Here is a 16,578-nt window from a genome sequence, read left to right on the forward strand (position 1 = left end):
CCACTCCTTTTAGATCTCTTTTTTTGCTTTTCTCTTTTTTTGAATCAAGTAGCCAACCGTAATCAACACGCCTAAACCAATCCAAACTATTGGATGATTGAGGTGGTGCAATTTTCGCCATTCATGTCCGACGGCTTTCCCGCCCCAAATGAAAATCGCCGACCAAAGGAAAAAGGAAATCGTCGTCACGACGGTAAACGTCCAGCGTGAAACACCAGTCAGACCGGCACCAATCGCAAATCCGATGCGCCACATCGGAGACAGAAGAAGGATATAGCGTCCCTTTGTCTCCATTTGTGTCTGAAACTGAAGCATTTTTGTTTCCGAAATCCGAAACCATTTGAATAAACGATTCAATAACCGTTCACTCCCGAACTGACCAATCGTAAAGAAGAGGTTCTGACTAATGACGAAGCTCACTACAGCGAGGAACAACATGAATAAAAGATTCGCCTGTGCGGTATGCACGAGATATCCGGCATACGCGAGCGGTACTTCGCTCGGTATGAATGGAAACATGAGCGTCATCATGATCCCGATATAACCGTATGATTCCATCCAATGGTGTCCCATCTTCGCCCCCCTCTCTCTTTACCAACTATTTCTAGTGTATCGAACTTTCAAGAAGGCGTACAGGAAACGGCTCTCCGTAGACAAAGAAGAGCGACTTCTCATAGTGAAGTCGCTCGGATCATTATCATCTATTTGATTAATACGCATCCTCACTTTGTACTGGTTGCGTACGACGCTTTTGTTGATCATCTTGCCAGTCACTGAAACGTGTCAACTCTTCAAAGACTGTTTTCGTGACGAAAAGGATGACGGCGATATCGTCTGCGAAACCAAATCCGAGTACGAAATCAGGTACGAGATCAATCGGTGACACGAGGTAAATCAACGCTCCGATTACTTTTAAAATCGTCGTACGACGAATGTTGCGATATTCACCTGACTGGTACGCGCGAATCATATCGACGAACAACGTCAACGGCGAGAAGACGACGGACAAACGAGAGTTCCCGTTCACTTTAGCAGTTGCTCGTTGTAACAGCGAGTTCGTCTTTTTCGGACGATCGATATAATCTTTTGCATCTTCGGCATATTGATTTTGTTGTTTTTCTAATTGTTGATTTGAGAATTTCATTCCTGTTTCCCCCATTCTAAAGTAACTTCAACGCTTTTCTATTTCCCTGTTCCTACGTATGATAATCCTGTCAGGTTTCAGGATATGATGGAACGGTAAAAAAGGGAGAGAAGCGTTACAGAAAGGATGATTTTTATGAATCATGTTAATCAAACCGTCATCATTACGGGAGCGGCGAATGGAATTGGTGCCGAACTCGCCCGCACCTACGCTACGCATGGCGCAAATGTCGTTCTTGCTGACATCGATCAGATGACAGGAGACGAACTAGTTCAACAAATTGAAGAAGATGGTGGAACGGCTTACTTCTATCACCTCGATATCCAACATGAAAAAGACGTTCAACTGTTGATCGAAAAAGCGATTGAACATACGGGTCGCATCGACATCGTCATCAACAACGCCGGTATCATGATCCGAAAACCCTTACTCGAATTGTCGCTTGAGGAATGGGATCGGGTTCATCATACGAACCTGCGTAGCATCTTTCTAACGACTAAGGCCGCTACACCCTATTTGAAACAAAGTAAAAGTGGTGGTCGGATCGTCAACCTCGCTTCGACCCGCGCCTTCATGTCGGAACCGCATACAGAATCTTATGCGTCGACGAAAGGTGGCATTTTTGCCCTGACCCATGCACTTGCTGTCTCACTCGGAGAAGACGGAATTCTCGTCAACGCGATTGCTCCGGGTTGGATCGAAACCGGTGACTACCAAGAATTATCACCCGAAGACCACAGTCAGCATCCAGCCGGTCGCGTCGGAAAACCAAGTGATGTCGCACGTGCTGCTCTTTATCTAACGCATCCAGATAACGACTTCTTGACGGGAGAAACACTGGTCCTAGACGGCGGGATGACACGAAAAATGATTTACGAAGAATGATTCATGAAGAGTGCCTGATTTAGGCACTCTATTATTATTTTCATTTTACAAAAACTATACTTATACCTTTCTCAATTCTTCTTAAATCTTCTCTTGATATGATGTTACAAAAATATATCTTCTGACATCATTCGGAAATCAATTGATTACACGATAAACTTCCCCTTCATATCAACGATTTGCCCTTATCCGAATCTTAATCAATCATTATTTTCATAAATTCTTCATACTTTTCGCTAGCTTCTCTTGCATTTTTTTAAAAGAATTGTAAAGTTGATTTTCCGATTTTCTTGTTAGAGTGGGAAAGGTAACACTTCATACAAGGGAAAGGAATGACGCTTAGTTTATGAAACGACCTTTCGGAAAGTCAATTGGGCTATCGCTCATGACACTCACTTTACTCGCAAGTCCGCTCATGACGACAACTCCCGTCGACGCGGCAAGTTCATATAAAGAAAAGCAACAACAAAACCAGCAACAACAATCGAAGCAACGTGAGGCGTTGTCTCAAAAGAATAACCAGTTATCTAAAGCACAACAACAAGTCTACGCACTGGATCAACAGATTAATGGGCTGACATTACAAGTCGTCGAGAATCAAAAGAAAATCGACGAGAACACGAAACAGATTGCTCGATTAGAAGATAAAATCGAGAAGCTACAAAAGAAAATCAAGAAACAAGAAAAAATGCTCGGTGATCGTCTGGCGGTCCGTCAGTCGAAAGCCGATAACGCTCCGCTGCTTGAGGCCGTATTCGGCGCAAAAGATGTCGGTGATATGATTAGCCGCTTCAATGCCTTCAATACAATCGCGGAAAGCGATGCTTCTTTGTTAAAAGATTACGAATCAAACAAAAAAGAACTGGCAGCTGCGAAAGAAGAACTAAAGCAGACACGCCAAGACTTGATTGAAGATCGTAATGTTTTAAAAAAGAAACAACGTGAACTGAAACAAGAAAAACAAAAGCGCACAGCACTTTTGAAGCGTCTGACGTCGCAAAAGAAAAAAATTGAATCCAATATCCTAAGCCTGAAAGAGGCATCGGCCCAACTGAAGGCACAGGAAGCAGCTGAAAAAGCAGCAGCACGAGCAGCAAAGGCAGCTGCCGCAAAAGCTGCGAAACAATCGGCAGCACCAGCATCTGTTAGCAAGGCCAGCACGAAAGTCATCTCAAAAGCAAAAGGTAAATTCATCAAACCTGCTCAAGGCTCTGTTTCGCAAGGAATGGGTGCAGCAAGCGGAAGCAATGGTTATGCGTACCACAATGGAACCGACTTCGCTGGTCCACTCAACTCGCCAATCGTTGCATCTGCAAGCGGGACAGTCATCTTAGCAAGTTCAGGTGGTCCTTACGGCAACCACGTCTATATCTCTCATAATATCGACGGGAAAACGTATACGACCGTTTATGCCCATATGAATGCCTTGAACGTTAAACAGGGACAACAAGTCAAACAAGGACAGCAAATCGGTGTTCTCGGAAGCACCGGTAACTCAACTGGTCCACACTTGCATTTTGAAATCCACGATGGTGGGTACCAGTATGATGCGAATGGACGGACGAATGAGCTCGACCCAGAAAGCTTCTTCTAAGTCGATTCAAGAAAAAGTGCACTTCTTCTCTTCCCGAGAAGGAGTGCACTTTTTGCTGTGTTCATTAAATTTTGAATTGATGTGTCTGACTGTCAAGCGACGTCGTCGTCGACTCGAGTTCTTGCATCAATTGATGAATCTGTTCAAACGAGGCCTGTTGATCACGCATCGAAGCAGCGATCTCTTCATTTCCAGCTGCAAGTTCTTCCATGACACCACTGACTGTACTGACTTGACCAACGACATGGCGGGCTTGTTGCTTCGAATGAACGAGTTGTTTCGTCACGTAATCGAGGGTTTCCGTCACACTCGCTACCTTTTGACGTGTTTCACCGAAAGCTTGTTGAACATGCGTAAAGTTCTCGACCTGATTCGTCTGCTCCCGCTCCGCTTGCACGAGTGCTTCTTGTAAAACAGCACCGTCCTGACGAATCGAACGGACAAGCGAGAAGATCGAGCGCGTCGCTTCGTGTGTCTCATCTGCTAACTTTTTAACTTCACTTGCCACGACGGCAAATCCTCGACCAGCTTCTCCAGCCCTTGCCGCTTCGATTGCCGCATTGAGTGACAATAAGTTCGTCTGCGCGGAGACTCCCGCGACAAGTTGTGCCATCTGTTCAATTTGTTGCGTCTGTTCTAAGAAACCTTCCAGTTTCTGACCGAGTTCGCGATTTTGTTCTGTTGACGCGCGAAGTGACCGTGCTTGCTGTTCCATGACGGAACTACTTTGAACCATCACGTGATCGGCCGCCTGTCCTTCTGCATAAGCCGTTTGTGCACGTTGTTCACTCTCTTCAAAGAGCTGTTGCATATCGGACATCGTACTGACTGTCGTCTGGATATCGTCCGACACTGTTTGTGTCCCACTTGCCATCTCATTGATCGCATGGGTCATGTTTCCCGATACTTCAACGATGTTCGCGTTCTCTGTCGTCGCTTCCGTACTCATCTGACGAATCGTGTTCGACGAACGACTAATCGTTCCGATGACCTCATGCAATGTTCCTTGCATCTGCGCAACCGCTGTCTCGAGTCGACCAATCTCATCTTTTCGACCGGATACGACTAATTCCTGCGATAAGTCTCCGTCCGAAATCTGTTCTGCTGTCCGGACGACACGGCTGATCGGTCGCGTGATGCTACGTGCGAAGTACCAGTTGTATAACGCAAGACCAATCAGGAGAATGAATGTCGCGATCAAGACAGTCCGTGTCAGATTTAATGTCTCGTCTTTTGCTTCACGTTGTAAGACATCATAAAATTCTCCGTTTTTCGTATGTAACGTGTAGAGATCACTGAGGACACCCTCAATCTGTGCAGCGTGCGAGCGAATCTCAATCGGATTCATCGCATCCGTCAGTTCTGTCCGCTTCGTTGCAAGCGTCTTATACTTCATATCCGCCCGGTTCAACTCTTCTTGAAATGCAGGAATCAAATACGTCTTCTGTAATTCGTTTAATGCTTGTTCGTTCTTTTTACTAAGTGCTTGTACTTGCTCCGCCTGACTCTCAGACGGTTGGCTTGCCAGTCGGTTCCAGGCTGCTTGTTCGTATAAGAGCTTCGTTTCAAGTTCTGAGATCTCAACGAGCTGTTTCCCATAATCTTCGTTGTAGGACTGAATTTGACGGAGCTGGAACAAAGTCCATCCCATCAAGATGACGACACTCAAAATCGTCACTAACGTTGAGAGTAAAAATCGTTTCCGTAACGTCATTGGATCGTCACCTTACCTTCGAGCACATCTTGCTGCAGCTGCTCTAATTTTTTTCGTTCTCCGTCCGTAAAGTTCGTGTTTCGGATTGGAGCCAACTGGATCGCTCCTTCTTTGACGCCAAGGACGACTTGTCCGGACTGTAGACCTTTCGCAGCTACATCTTGTCCGATTTTCGTAATCGCAAGATCAACTTGTTTTAGCATTGACGTCATGACGGCGTCAGGTGCAATCGCGGTCTGATCGCTATCGACACCGATGGCTTTTTTCCCCTTCGTTTGTGCTGCCTCAAGGACACCACTTCCCGTCAATCCAGCAGCTGCGTATAATACGTCTGCCTTTTTCTGCATCATTTCGTTTGCGAGCGTCCGTCCCTTTTCGGGCGCTGCAAAGTCTTCAGCATATTCGACGAGTACTTTTGTTTTTGGATTGACGGCTTTTGCGCCAGCTATGTATCCTTTTTCGAATTTTTCGATCAGAGGTGACTTCATCCCACCGACGAAACCAATCGTATTCGTCTTCGTTTGGATCCCTGCCGCAGCACCGGCTAAGTAACTACCCTCATCTTCCTTGAATGTAACCGAGAGCACGTTCGGTAACGTCGAAACAGCATCAATCAAGGCGAATTGTTGTTTCGGATATTTTTTAGCAACCGTTTCAAGATCCGTCTGTCCCATAAAGCCGAGTCCGACGATAACGGTCGGCTTCTTTTTCGCTAACGCTTCGAATGCTGCTTTATATGTCTTCGTTTCATTCAATTCTCGGTAATCGATCGACCAGCCTTCCTTCTCGCGTAACAACGCCATACCACTCATTGCCGCATCGCTGAACGACTGATCGCCAAGACCCACATCAGACAAGACGACTGCCATTTCCTTTCTTTCCTTGACTGCCCGTTCTGGATCATCGATGACACTACCGCACCCTGCGAGGCTAAGTGTCGATGCCAGGATGATTCCACTCCATCGTTTCATCTATTCCACACCCTTCCAACATTCTACATCTGATTATCGGAAGCGATGTCTGACTTCTTAATACAAAATTTAAAATCAGAATACTTTCATAACAAAAAAACATGCCCCTCTTAAAAAGAGGGACATATCAGATATTCTTAGTAGTCGCTATCAGACGTACCGCCTGTAACGATTGCAATCCCTGCTGATGCACCAATTCGCGATGCACCTGCATCGATCATTGCTTTTGCACCTTCGAAGTCGCGAACACCACCAGATGCTTTAACACCGATGTCAGGACCAACTGTCTCACGCATGAGACGGATGTCTTCAACTGTAGCACCACCAGTTGAGAAACCAGTCGATGTCTTCACGAAGTTAGCACCTGCTTTAACTGAAAGTTCAGCAGCTGTTTTGATTTCTTCTTTTGTAAGAAGGCAGTTTTCGAAGATGACTTTAACGAGTGTACCGTTTGCCGCTTCGACAACCGCACGAATGTCACGTTCTACTAACTCAAGATCACCATCTTTTAATGCGCCGATGTTTAAAACCATATCGATTTCTGTTGCACCGTTTTGGATCGCATCCTTTGTTTCGAATGCTTTCACTTCTGGCGTGTTTGCTCCAAGTGGGAAGCCGATGACTGTACATACTTTGACGTCATCATCTGATTTTAAGAGTTCTGCTGCTAACGCGACGTATGTTGGGTTAACACAGACGCTTGCAAATTTGTATTCTAATGCTTCTTTACAGAGTGTTTCGATCTGAGCACGTGATGTTTCTGGCTTCAGTGCCGTATGGTCGATCATTCCTGCTAAATTCATGTTTGTTGTCCTCCTTAAGGGTATCCCTTAGACTCTGTTTTTATTCTATCACGCAAGAGGTCAGACTTCTATCTTTTTAAGCGACTTTTCGAAGCTGTTTTTTCCGAATCCAGACACCATTGAGCGTAAAGACGATTGCTGCTGTCCAAATACATGTAAACGCCACCATATGTGTTTTAGTAAATGGTTCGTGATACAGCAATACACCGAGTCCAAGCGACAAGGTTGGTGCGACGAATTGGAGGAATCCGACCCATGTGAACGGAATTCGTTGTGCCCCGAATCCGAATAACAAAAGTGGAACAGCGGTGACAATCCCAGTCAAGATGAGCCCGGTCGTCGTACCGACAGATTCGGTCATCGAAGACGTTCCCTGTACTTGCCAATAGCCGAGGAAAATCAAAGCAAGCGGAAGCGGCGCCATCGTCTCGAGCGTCAGACTGACCGTTGATTCGAGTGGTCGCCGCTTTTTTACGACGCCGTAAAAGCCGAAGCTTAAGGCAAGTGCGATCGAAATCCATGGAAACTCGCCGTAGCCAATCGTCAAAATCAAGACACCGATTGTCGCAAGAACAATCGAGATCCATTCGATCCGTGAAAGTTTTTCCCGAAAGAAGAAGACACCAAAGACGATGCTGACGAGCGGGTTGATGTAATAACCAAGCGACGCTTCGACAATGAATTGATGATTGACGGCCCAGATATAGATGAACCAGTTCAGACTGATGATCAGTCCGTTTAAGAAAAAGAGTCGGCGCGTCAACGGATCGCGCAGCGCCGTCTTCCACTTCCCAAGCGCTTTTTGAAATGATAATAAGATGAGCAGAAATAAGAATGACCAGATGATCCGGTGTGCCAGTATCTCTTCACTCGGTACATTGGCGAGCATCTTCCAGTAGAGCGGTAAGAGTCCCCAAATGATATACGCGACAAGTGTCGCAAAGAATCCTGGTAGATTCACGTAATCCCCTCTTTCATTATGATACCTTTTTCATTCGCATCTTTCCTGCTGATAAACCGCTGATCGTAAAGAGAGCAACAGCAATCCAAATGAACAGGAAAGCGATGAAGTGAATCGTCGTAAAGACGTCATTAAATAGATAAATTCCAAGGAGCAGCGTCAGCGTCGGGGCAATGTATTGGAGAATCCCGACGTAGACGAACGGGATTTTCGGCATTCCGTATCCGAATAACATCAATTGGACTGCTGTTGCGATTCCGAGCATGATGATCGCAATCAATGCACTCGTCGGCATCGCAAGCGGTTGACTATCTGTCACACCAAGCGTCAAGAGAGCGAACGGAAGCGTGACGAGTGTCTCTAAAAATAATCCGGATAATGGTTCGGCTGCTGCCTTTTTCTTTAGTACACCGTAAAATGCGAACGAAACGGCAAGTGAAAAGGCGATGATCGGAAATTGACCATAACCGAGCGTTAAAATCATCACACCGATGATTGCTGATAAAATTGCAATCACTTGCGGACGCGTCAATCGTTCCTTAAAAAAGATCAAACCGAACAAGACGCTGACGAGCGGATTGATGTAATACCCGAGTGACGACTCAACGATATACCCTTCCCCGATGGCGTACAGATAGAGCGACCAGTTCCCGCCTAATACGAGCCCTGCCGCAAGAACGGTATAGCGCTGGCGTTTGTTTTGCCATAATTGACGAACGAATTGGAATTTCTTCGTCAGGCGTAGTAACAACGTCACGAAGATGAACGCACTCAATATCCGAATTGAAACGACCGTCCATGCTGGAATACCAGCAGCAAATACTTTGTAGATCGGCAACAGTCCACCAATCACGTAGGCGACGAATGTCGCACTCATACCCCGTTTATCCACGGTCATCCCCCTTATGTAAGAAGAAAGCCGCCAGTGGCGACTTTCTTTGAACCTTATTGCCCGTCAAGCGTCGTAAACAATTCGCGTAGTTCCTCTTCTGTCAAATCACGCCAAGAACCGATTGGTAAATCGCCGAGCTCGATATTCATGATCCGGACGCGTTGGAGACGCTTAACTCGGTAGCCGAACTCTTTACACATACGGCGAATCTGACGATTTAACCCTTGCGTCAAAATGATCCGGAATGTCCGTGTCTCAAGTGGTTCAACGATGCATTCCTTCGTTGTCGTACCGAGAATGTCAACACCACTCGCCATCCCTTGAATGAACGTATCCGTAATTGGTGCATCGACGGTTACGATATATTCTTTGTCGTGATTGTTTTCTGCTCGTAAGATCCGGTTAACGACATCACCGTCATTCGTCAAAAGAATCAAGCCGTCTGAATCTTTATCGAGGCGACCGATTGGGAAAATCCGCTTCGGATGATTGACGAAATCGATGATGTTTCCTTCGATATCAAGCTCTGTCGTACACGTGATGCCGACTGGTTTATTTAAGACGATATAGACAGGTTTTGGTTTTGTCTGGAGCGGCTGACCGTCGATTTCGACGACGTCCGTTTCTTCAGCTTGCGAGCCGAGTTCTGCTGTCAGACCGTTGATCGTCACACGACCTGCATCGATTAGTTTATCGGCAGCACGTCTTGAGCAAAAGCCCGTTTCGCTAATGAATTTGTTGATTCGCATGAATGATATCCTCTTTCCTTAATTGAACTGTATTCAGTGTAGCGCATTCCTGAAATGAAAACAAAAAAAGTGGCAAAGAAAACCAGAGGTTTCCTTTGCCCTTTCGATTAGACCGCAGCGTCTTTTAATGTCTGCATGATGCGAACGAATTGACCATCATTCATCGGATAGCCGGCTTTCGTGATTTTGACACGAACGAGTTGTCCGATCATTGACTCATCGCCTTCGATTGCAACACGCAGATAGTTATCCGTGTAACCGACGAGACGACCGCCTGCTTCTTCCGAAAATTCTTCCGGAATGATCTCAAGCAGTTCTCCCTCGTATTTCGAAGCATATTCCTTCGCGAGTTGATCCGATAAAGCAATCAAACGCGCGACGCGTTCTTCTTTGATTGATTCCTCGACTTGATCGTCCATCATCGCAGCCGGTGTTCCCGTCCGTTTCGAGTACGGGAAGACATGCAATTCACTGAACTTATGGTCATTGATGAAGTTGAACGTTTCCATGAACTCTTCTTCCGTCTCACCTGGGAAACCAACGATGACATCCGACGTGATCGCACAGTCAGGCAGGACTTCCTTCAGACGTGTGATTCGTTCTCCGAATTCCGCCATCGTATACTTGCGGCGCATCCGGCGAAGGACTGTATCGGATGCAGACTGGATCGGAACGTGTAAGTGACGAACGACGATCGGCGAATCCTTCAGGACATCAAGTACTTCATCCGTGATTTGACTCGCTTCGATCGACGAAATGCGCAAGCGTTCAAGTCCATTGACGGATTCGAGTGCTTTAAGTAATTTTGCTAAGTTGTAGTCTTTCAAGTCTTCTCCGTATCCACCTGTATGGATTCCCGTCAAGACGATTTCTTTGTAACCCGCATCAACGAGCTGTTGTGCTTGCTTCAAGACATCTTCCGGTTGACGAGACCGCATGAGACCACGCGCCCATGGGATGATACAGAACGTACAGAAGTTGTTACAACCTTCTTGAATTTTCAGCGAAGCCCGTGTCCGGTCCGTAAAGGCCGGTACATCCAGTTCTTCATAGACTTTTGCTTTCATGATGTTTCCGACCGCATTGATTGGCATGCGTTCTTCACGGAATTGTTCGATGTATCCAATCATTTTATGCCGATCTTGTGTTCCGACGACGACATCGACGCCAGGAATCGCCATGATCTCAGCAGGAGACGTTTGAGCATAACAACCCGTTACGCAGATGACACTATCCGGATTTTGGCGAATCGCCCGTCGGATGACTTGGCGACTTTTCTTATCTCCGGTATTCGTGACCGTACATGTATTGACGACATACACGTCCGCATGATCAGCAAAATCAACGCGTGCGTAGCCAGCGTCCTTGAACAGTTGCCAGACAGCTTCTGTTTCGTAATGGTTGACTTTACAGCCAAGCGTTTGAAAGGCAACAGTTGCCATTTCGTTCACCCTTTCAATTCAAAATGATACGAGACGGCGGAAAGGACATACAATGGTGCCGTTTCCGTCCGTAAGATGCGACGCCCTAGAGCGGCTTTTTTAAAACCGGCATCCGTCAAACGTGCGATTTCTGCTTCAGCGAACCCACCTTCAGGTCCGATGACGACAAGAAGGGAATCACCCTCTTGCAATCCAGCAAGCGTCGTAGCGAGGACGGAGGCCTCCCCTTGTTTCGCTGATTCTTCATAGGCAACCAGACAAGCCGTATAGTTCGATGCATCCTGTAAGACTTCATCATACGCCACGAAGTCGACTGTCGGCAAGTGGGCACGGTACGATTGTTCCGCTGCTTCCTTGACGATTTTTTCGAGTCGTTCAATCTTTTTCGGAACCTTCTTCTGATCCCATTTCGAGACGGAACGGTCGGCTTCGAAAATTCGTAGATGATGGATCCCGAGTTCCGTTGCTTTTTGGGCAACGAGTTCGATCTTATCGCCTTTTGGCAATCCATGGGCGATCGTCACACGAATCGGTAATTCCGTCTCGATCGGTAGAGTCTCTTCGATCCGGGCAGAAGCCGCTTGTTTATCGAGTGCTTCCAGACGGCACCGGTAAAGACCTGTCCCGTCGAGTACGAGAATCTCTCCGCCGACTTCCATCCGCATGACGTTTTTCATATGGTGTGCGTCGTCTTTCGGGAGATGAAACACATCTCCCTGACGCATCGAGGGCTCGACGAAATACCGTTGCATGCGTTTACGCCTCCCGTTTCGCGATGATCGCGACCCAGTCCTCAAGCTTCGTCGTCTCGACGATCGTAAATCCTGCTTCTTGCATCGCTTGGACGACCATATCCTTCTTCTGACTGATGATACCGGAAGCGATGAAATGACCGCCTGGTAACGTCAACGTATAGGCATCCTTGACGAAGAGAAGGATGACTTCCGCTAAGATGTTTGCGACGATCAACTCGACCGGCTCACTCAATTCCTTCATCAAGTCGCCTTGACGGACCGTGATCTGCTCACTGACTTCGTTCAAAGCGACGTTTTCCGTCGCTGATTTGACAGCGACTTCGTCTAAATCGAGTGCAAAGACATCTTTTGCCCCAAGCTTCGCTGCTGCAATCGCTAAGACACCGGATCCCGTTCCGACATCGACGACACGGTCTTGCTCTTGCAAGTAGTTCTCAATCGCTTGAATACAGAGGACCGTCGTCGGGTGTGTTCCTGTTCCGAACGCCATACCTGGATCGAGCTCGATGATTTTTTCATCCGGTTGTGGTGTATAGTCTTCCCACATTGGGACGACCGTCAAATGGCGACTGATTTTGACTGGCTTGTAGAATTGTTTCCACGAATGTGCCCAGTCTTCTTCATCTACTTGAGTCAGCGTGACAGCACCCGTGCCAATCGACAAACCGAAGTTCGTCAACTGCTGAATGTCATGTTCGATGCCTTTGATCGTGTCCGTCAAATCGCTGCTTTCTGCAAGATACGCCTTCACGAGTACACCTTGAGTCGGGTACTCGTCTCGTTTCGTCTCATCCCAAATTTCACCGAAGTTATCTTCGCGGTGGGACATCATCTCGAAATCTTCGACGTCCTCGATGACGACTCCGCTTGCTCCCGCTTCATGTAAGATGTTTGAAACTGCTTCGATGGCTTCTTGTGTCGTATGGACACAGATCTCTGACCATTTCATTTCTTGTCACGCTCCTCTGTAGTGATCACCCTGTAAAGAATGTCTTGATCCGGCTGAAGACACCTTCGTGTTGCTCTTCGACACCTTTTTCATCGCTGATTTCATTGAATTCCCGTAAGAGTTCTTTTTGACGTTCCGTCAGATTCTTCGGTGTAATGACGACGACATTAACGTACTGGTCGCCATGGTGACCGGACCGAACGTTCGGCATCCCTTTTCCACGGAGACGGAACCGTGATCCTGTCTGTGTTCCGGCTGGAATCTTCAGACTGACCTTACCGTGAACAGTCGGCACTTCGATTTCATCGCCAAGTGTTGCTTGCGCGAATGTAAGTGGCATATCCATGACGATATGATCGTCGACACGTTCGAACAGTTCGTGTGCTGCGACACGAACGACGACATACAAGTCACCTGCTGGTCCACCGTTGACACCGGCTTCCCCTTTACCTGCTAAGCGGATTTGTTGCCCATTATCGATTCCTGCTGGAATTTTGACACGGACATCTTTGTTTTTACGAACGCGACCAGCTCCACGACATGTTTCACATGGCTCCTTGACGATTTGTCCACGGCCGTGACACGTTGAACATGTCGTTTGGTTAACAACACGACCGAACATCGTGTTTTGTTCGACGTTGATGTGACCCGAACCACCGCATCGTTTACATGTTTCCGGCTGTGTTCCTGGTTTAGCACCCGAACCATGACATGTCCCGCAATCTTCTTCGACTGGGATCGTGATCGTCTTCTCGACGCCTGTGACCGATTCCATGAAGTCGATTTCCTCGACGTATTGTAAATCCTGTCCTTTACGTGGTGCGTTTGGATCTTGACGACGTCCGCCACCGAAGAACATGTCGAAGATATCGCCAAATCCTTCAGCTCCACTGAATCCACCGCCACCTTGTGATGGATCTTGGTGACCGAATTGGTCGTAACGTGCTCGTTTATTGTCATCGGATAACACTTCATATGCTTCCGATAATTCCTTGAATTTCGCATCCGCATCTGCTTCCTTGTTGACGTCCGGGTGATACGTCCGGGCAAGCTTACGGTACGCGCGTTTGATTTCCGCTGATGAGGCATCGCGCGCGACGCCTAGTACTTCATAATAATCGCGTTTTTCCACGTGCAGTCTTCCTCTCTCTATTCCGATTCATTTCATACTGTTTGATTTTACCGAACTTCGTGCGACATGGAAAGAGCCAAAGCGCGGATACGCTTTGGCTCTCTCTAGCGCCCGAAAAATCGGTCGGATGAATTACTTGTTGTCTTTCTCGTCGACTTCTTCGAACTCAGCGTCCATGACGTTGTCGTCTTGGCCACCAGCTTGTGCGCCTTCAGCGCCAGCTTGTTGCTGTGCCATGTTCTCGTAGACTTTTTGTGTCAACTCTTGGACGACTGTCGACAATTCGTCTTTTGCAGAACGGATTGCTTCGATGTCTGTTCCTTCGAGAGCTTTTGTTACTTTTTCTTTTGCAGCTTCTGCTTTTTCTTTATCAGCGTCAGCGACTTGCTCACCGAGGTCTTTGATTGCTTTATCTGTTGCGAAGACGAGTTGGTCTGCTTCGTTGCGTAATTCGACTTCTTCTTTACGCTTGTTGTCTGCGTCCGCGTTTGCTTCTGCATCTTTGACCATTTGCTCGATATCCGCTTCAGTCAAACCGCTTGATGATTGGATCGTGATCGACTGTTCTTTGTTCGTTCCGAGATCTTTCGCAGAAACGTTAACGATACCGTTCGCATCGATGTCGAATTTAACTTCGATTTGTGGCACGCCACGTGGTGCTGGTGGAATGTCCGTCAATTGGAAGCGACCGAGTGTTTTGTTATCTGCTGCCATTGGACGTTCCCCTTGGAGGACGTGGATGTCAACAGCTGGTTGGCTGTCTGCCGCAGTCGAGAAGACTTGTGATTTCGAAGTCGGGATCGTTGTGTTGCGATCGATCAATTTCGTCATCACGCCACCCATTGTCTCGATACCGAGTGAGAGTGGAGTTACGTCGAGAAGAACGACGTCTTTGACGTCTCCAGTCAATACGCCACCTTGAACCGCTGCACCGAGTGCAACGACTTCATCCGGGTTAACCCCTTTGAACGATTCTTTACCAGTGAAGTCTTGGATTGCTTTTTGAACTGCAGGAATACGAGTCGAACCACCAACGAGGATGATTTTGTCGATTTTGTCTGGTGTCAGACCTGCATCGTTCATAGCACGGCGTGTTGGTTCCATCGTACGTTCAACGAGATCTGCTGTGAGATCGTCGAATTTCGCGCGTGAAAGTGTCATTTCCAAGTGAAGTGGACCTGATGCGCCAGCTGTGATGAACGGAAGGCTGATTTGTGTTGAAGAAACACCTGAAAGGTCTTTTTTCGCTTTTTCAGCTGCATCTTTCAAACGTTGAAGCGCCATCTTATCTTGAGCAAGATCGATGCCGTTTTCTTTTTTGAATTCTGCTACAAGATGGTCGATGATTTTTTGGTCGAAATCATCTCCACCAAGACGGCTGTCACCAGCAGTTGAAACAACTTCAAAAACGCCATCACCGAGTTCAAGGATCGACACGTCGAACGTACCGCCACCAAGGTCATAGATGAGGATCGTGTGATCTTCGCCTTTTTCGAGACCGTATGCGAGTGCTGCCGCTGTAGGCTCGTTGATGATCCGTTTTACATCAAGACCAGCAATCGTACCAGCGTCTTTTGTCGCTTGGCGTTCTGCATCGTTGAAGTAAGCAGGTACTGTGATGACAGCTTCTGTGACTTTTTCACCGAGGTAGTCTTCTGCTTGCGCTTTTAGTTTTTGAAGGATGATCGCAGAGACTTCTTGTGGTGTGTAGTCTTTGCCTTCAACTTCTACTTTATAGTCCGTACCCATATGACGCTTGATTGACATGATCGTGTTCGGGTTCGTGATCGCTTGACGTTTTGCGACTTCCCCTACTTGACGCTCGCCGTTTTTGAATGCGACGACAGATGGTGTCGTACGGTTTCCTTCTGCGTTAGCGATGACGACTGGTTCGCCACCTTCCATTACTGCAACACATGAGTTCGTTGTACCTAAGTCAATACCGATGATTTTTGCCATGATCTATTTCCTCGCTTTCAATGATTGGAATAATAAAGTGCAAGCTGGTTACTCAGCTACTTTAACCATACTCGGACGAATCACACGATCGTGCAATTTGTACCCTTTTTGGAATTCAGCGATGACGACGCCTGATTCGTGTTCTTCGCTCGCTTCTTGAACGACCGCTTGGTGTAAGTTCGGATCGAACGCTTCACCGACAGCTGGAATCTCGACGACACCTTCGTTTTGAAGCGTTTCGACGAGTTGACGTTTCACCATTTCGACACCCGTCAAGACGGATTTCGTCTCTTCGTTTTCCGTCTCGATTTGGAGCGCACGGTCCAAGTTATCGACGAGTGGCAATAGCTTTTCGACGATGGCTTGTGAAGAATACTTCGCGCGATTCTCTGCTTCGACACGGTTGCGGCGTTTGAAGTTCTCAAAATCCGCACGGAGGCGTAATTCTGAAGCTTTTGCTTCTGCGAGTTGTGCTTCGAAGTCTGGTTTCTCGTCTTCGACGAGATCCGCTTGGATGACTTCTTCCTCTGTGACTTCGACGGTTTCAGTCGGCTCTGTCACGTTTTCTTCTTGTTGGAGGTTTTGATTCTGTTCTTTTTCTTCCACTCTGAATCGAGCCCCTTTCTAT

Annotated in this window: 16 protein-coding genes; 2 read left to right on the top strand and 14 right to left on the bottom strand. The window is 47.2% G+C overall.

What is annotated here, in order from left to right; translation table 11 throughout:
* Window positions 1-9: 9 nt before the first annotated feature.
* Together KNQ06_RS10745 and KNQ06_RS10750 are read right to left on the bottom strand one after the other, a co-directional pair.
* Complete coding sequence (locus KNQ06_RS10745) at window positions 10-573, bottom strand: DedA family protein (protein ID WP_035398399.1); 564 nt, start codon at window positions 571-573, stop codon at window positions 10-12.
* Between the two features lie 136 nt (window positions 574-709).
* Entirely contained in the window at window positions 710-1,144 is a 435-nt protein-coding gene (locus KNQ06_RS10750; RefSeq protein WP_214724420.1) for a YkvA family protein, read from the bottom strand.
* Between the two features lie 135 nt (window positions 1,145-1,279).
* On the opposite strand from KNQ06_RS10750, the gene KNQ06_RS10755 reads away from it, so the two are divergent.
* Together KNQ06_RS10755 and KNQ06_RS10760 are read left to right on the top strand one after the other, a co-directional pair.
* Window positions 1,280-2,029 (top strand): SDR family NAD(P)-dependent oxidoreductase, encoded by a 750-nt coding sequence (locus KNQ06_RS10755; RefSeq protein ID WP_050676928.1) that lies wholly within the window; start codon window positions 1,280-1,282, stop codon window positions 2,027-2,029.
* 346 nt (window positions 2,030-2,375) lie between these two features.
* Window positions 2,376-3,623, top strand: a complete 1,248-nt coding sequence (locus KNQ06_RS10760; protein WP_133207947.1) for a murein hydrolase activator EnvC family protein — start codon at window positions 2,376-2,378, stop codon at window positions 3,621-3,623.
* Between the two features lie 64 nt (window positions 3,624-3,687).
* Here the strand turns inward: KNQ06_RS10760 and KNQ06_RS10765 are convergent, their stop codons facing one another.
* The 12 genes from KNQ06_RS10765 to grpE all read right to left on the bottom strand — a co-directional run bounded on the left by KNQ06_RS10765 (window position 3,688) and on the right by grpE (window position 16,556).
* Window positions 3,688-5,337 carry a methyl-accepting chemotaxis protein gene (locus KNQ06_RS10765; RefSeq protein WP_050676930.1) on the bottom strand — a complete coding sequence of 550 codons (1,650 nt, stop codon included), beginning with the start codon at window positions 5,335-5,337 and terminating at the stop codon, window positions 3,688-3,690.
* The gene (locus tag KNQ06_RS10770) at window positions 5,334-6,308 is read right to left on the bottom strand and encodes a BMP family lipoprotein (protein WP_058704806.1); all 975 of its coding nucleotides are present in this window, start codon (window positions 6,306-6,308) and stop codon (window positions 5,334-5,336) included. The genes KNQ06_RS10765 and KNQ06_RS10770 overlap by 4 nt, the downstream gene beginning before the upstream one ends.
* A 137-nt stretch (window positions 6,309-6,445) precedes the next feature.
* Window positions 6,446-7,111, bottom strand: a complete 666-nt coding sequence (gene deoC / locus KNQ06_RS10775; protein WP_023467449.1) for a deoxyribose-phosphate aldolase — start codon at window positions 7,109-7,111, stop codon at window positions 6,446-6,448.
* Window positions 7,112-7,187: 76 nt separating this feature from the next.
* Complete coding sequence (rarD, locus tag KNQ06_RS10780; RefSeq protein ID WP_215148157.1) at window positions 7,188-8,072, bottom strand: EamA family transporter RarD; 885 nt, start codon at window positions 8,070-8,072, stop codon at window positions 7,188-7,190.
* Window positions 8,073-8,088: 16 nt separating this feature from the next.
* Window positions 8,089-8,964 (bottom strand): EamA family transporter RarD, encoded by an 876-nt coding sequence (rarD, locus tag KNQ06_RS10785; RefSeq protein ID WP_050676933.1) that lies wholly within the window; start codon window positions 8,962-8,964, stop codon window positions 8,089-8,091.
* A 53-nt stretch (window positions 8,965-9,017) separates the two neighbouring features.
* On the bottom strand, window positions 9,018-9,713 hold the full coding sequence (gene rluF, locus KNQ06_RS10790) for a 23S rRNA pseudouridine(2604) synthase RluF (protein ID WP_023467446.1): 696 nt from the start codon (window positions 9,711-9,713) through the stop codon (window positions 9,018-9,020).
* A gap of 107 nt (window positions 9,714-9,820) precedes the next feature.
* Window positions 9,821-11,155: a tRNA (N(6)-L-threonylcarbamoyladenosine(37)-C(2))-methylthiotransferase MtaB gene (gene mtaB / locus KNQ06_RS10795; RefSeq protein WP_023467445.1), complete on the bottom strand. Its 1,335-nt coding sequence runs from the start codon at window positions 11,153-11,155 to the stop codon at window positions 9,821-9,823.
* Between the two features lie 5 nt (window positions 11,156-11,160).
* Window positions 11,161-11,907 (bottom strand): 16S rRNA (uracil(1498)-N(3))-methyltransferase, encoded by a 747-nt coding sequence (locus tag KNQ06_RS10800; RefSeq protein WP_058704804.1) that lies wholly within the window; start codon window positions 11,905-11,907, stop codon window positions 11,161-11,163.
* A gap of 4 nt (window positions 11,908-11,911) precedes the next feature.
* Complete coding sequence (gene prmA / locus KNQ06_RS10805) at window positions 11,912-12,859, bottom strand: 50S ribosomal protein L11 methyltransferase (RefSeq protein WP_029341002.1); 948 nt, start codon at window positions 12,857-12,859, stop codon at window positions 11,912-11,914.
* 25 nt (window positions 12,860-12,884) lie between these two features.
* Window positions 12,885-13,991 (bottom strand): molecular chaperone DnaJ, encoded by a 1,107-nt coding sequence (gene dnaJ, locus KNQ06_RS10810; RefSeq protein WP_215148159.1) that lies wholly within the window; start codon window positions 13,989-13,991, stop codon window positions 12,885-12,887.
* 132 nt (window positions 13,992-14,123) lie between these two features.
* Window positions 14,124-15,950 (bottom strand): molecular chaperone DnaK, encoded by a 1,827-nt coding sequence (gene dnaK, locus KNQ06_RS10815; RefSeq protein ID WP_035398411.1) that lies wholly within the window; start codon window positions 15,948-15,950, stop codon window positions 14,124-14,126.
* 48 nt (window positions 15,951-15,998) lie between these two features.
* Entirely contained in the window at window positions 15,999-16,556 is a 558-nt protein-coding gene (grpE, locus tag KNQ06_RS10820) for a nucleotide exchange factor GrpE (protein WP_023467440.1), read from the bottom strand.
* Window positions 16,557-16,578 lie beyond the last annotated feature (22 nt).

This window comes from Exiguobacterium sp. s91 (assembly GCF_018618915.1).
Taxonomy (GTDB): domain Bacteria; phylum Bacillota; class Bacilli; order Exiguobacteriales; family Exiguobacteriaceae; genus Exiguobacterium_A; species Exiguobacterium_A abrahamii.

Coding starts and splice junctions, on each gene's coding strand:
- KNQ06_RS10745 (WP_035398399.1), bottom strand. CDS start 573: ATGGGACACCATTGGATGGAATCATACGGTTATATCGGGATCATGATG.
- KNQ06_RS10750 (WP_214724420.1), bottom strand. CDS start 1,144: ATGAAATTCTCAAATCAACAATTAGAAAAACAACAAAATCAATATGCC.
- KNQ06_RS10755 (WP_050676928.1), top strand. CDS start 1,280: ATGAATCATGTTAATCAAACCGTCATCATTACGGGAGCGGCGAATGGA.
- KNQ06_RS10760 (WP_133207947.1), top strand. CDS start 2,376: ATGAAACGACCTTTCGGAAAGTCAATTGGGCTATCGCTCATGACACTC.
- KNQ06_RS10765 (WP_050676930.1), bottom strand. CDS start 5,337: ATGACGTTACGGAAACGATTTTTACTCTCAACGTTAGTGACGATTTTG.
- KNQ06_RS10770 (WP_058704806.1), bottom strand. CDS start 6,308: ATGAAACGATGGAGTGGAATCATCCTGGCATCGACACTTAGCCTCGCA.
- deoC (WP_023467449.1), bottom strand. CDS start 7,111: ATGAATTTAGCAGGAATGATCGACCATACGGCACTGAAGCCAGAAACA.
- rluF (WP_023467446.1), bottom strand. CDS start 9,713: ATGCGAATCAACAAATTCATTAGCGAAACGGGCTTTTGCTCAAGACGT.
- mtaB (WP_023467445.1), bottom strand. CDS start 11,155: ATGGCAACTGTTGCCTTTCAAACGCTTGGCTGTAAAGTCAACCATTAC.
- KNQ06_RS10800 (WP_058704804.1), bottom strand. CDS start 11,907: ATGCAACGGTATTTCGTCGAGCCCTCGATGCGTCAGGGAGATGTGTTT.
- prmA (WP_029341002.1), bottom strand. CDS start 12,859: ATGAAATGGTCAGAGATCTGTGTCCATACGACACAAGAAGCCATCGAA.
- dnaK (WP_035398411.1), bottom strand. CDS start 15,950: ATGGCAAAAATCATCGGTATTGACTTAGGTACAACGAACTCATGTGTT.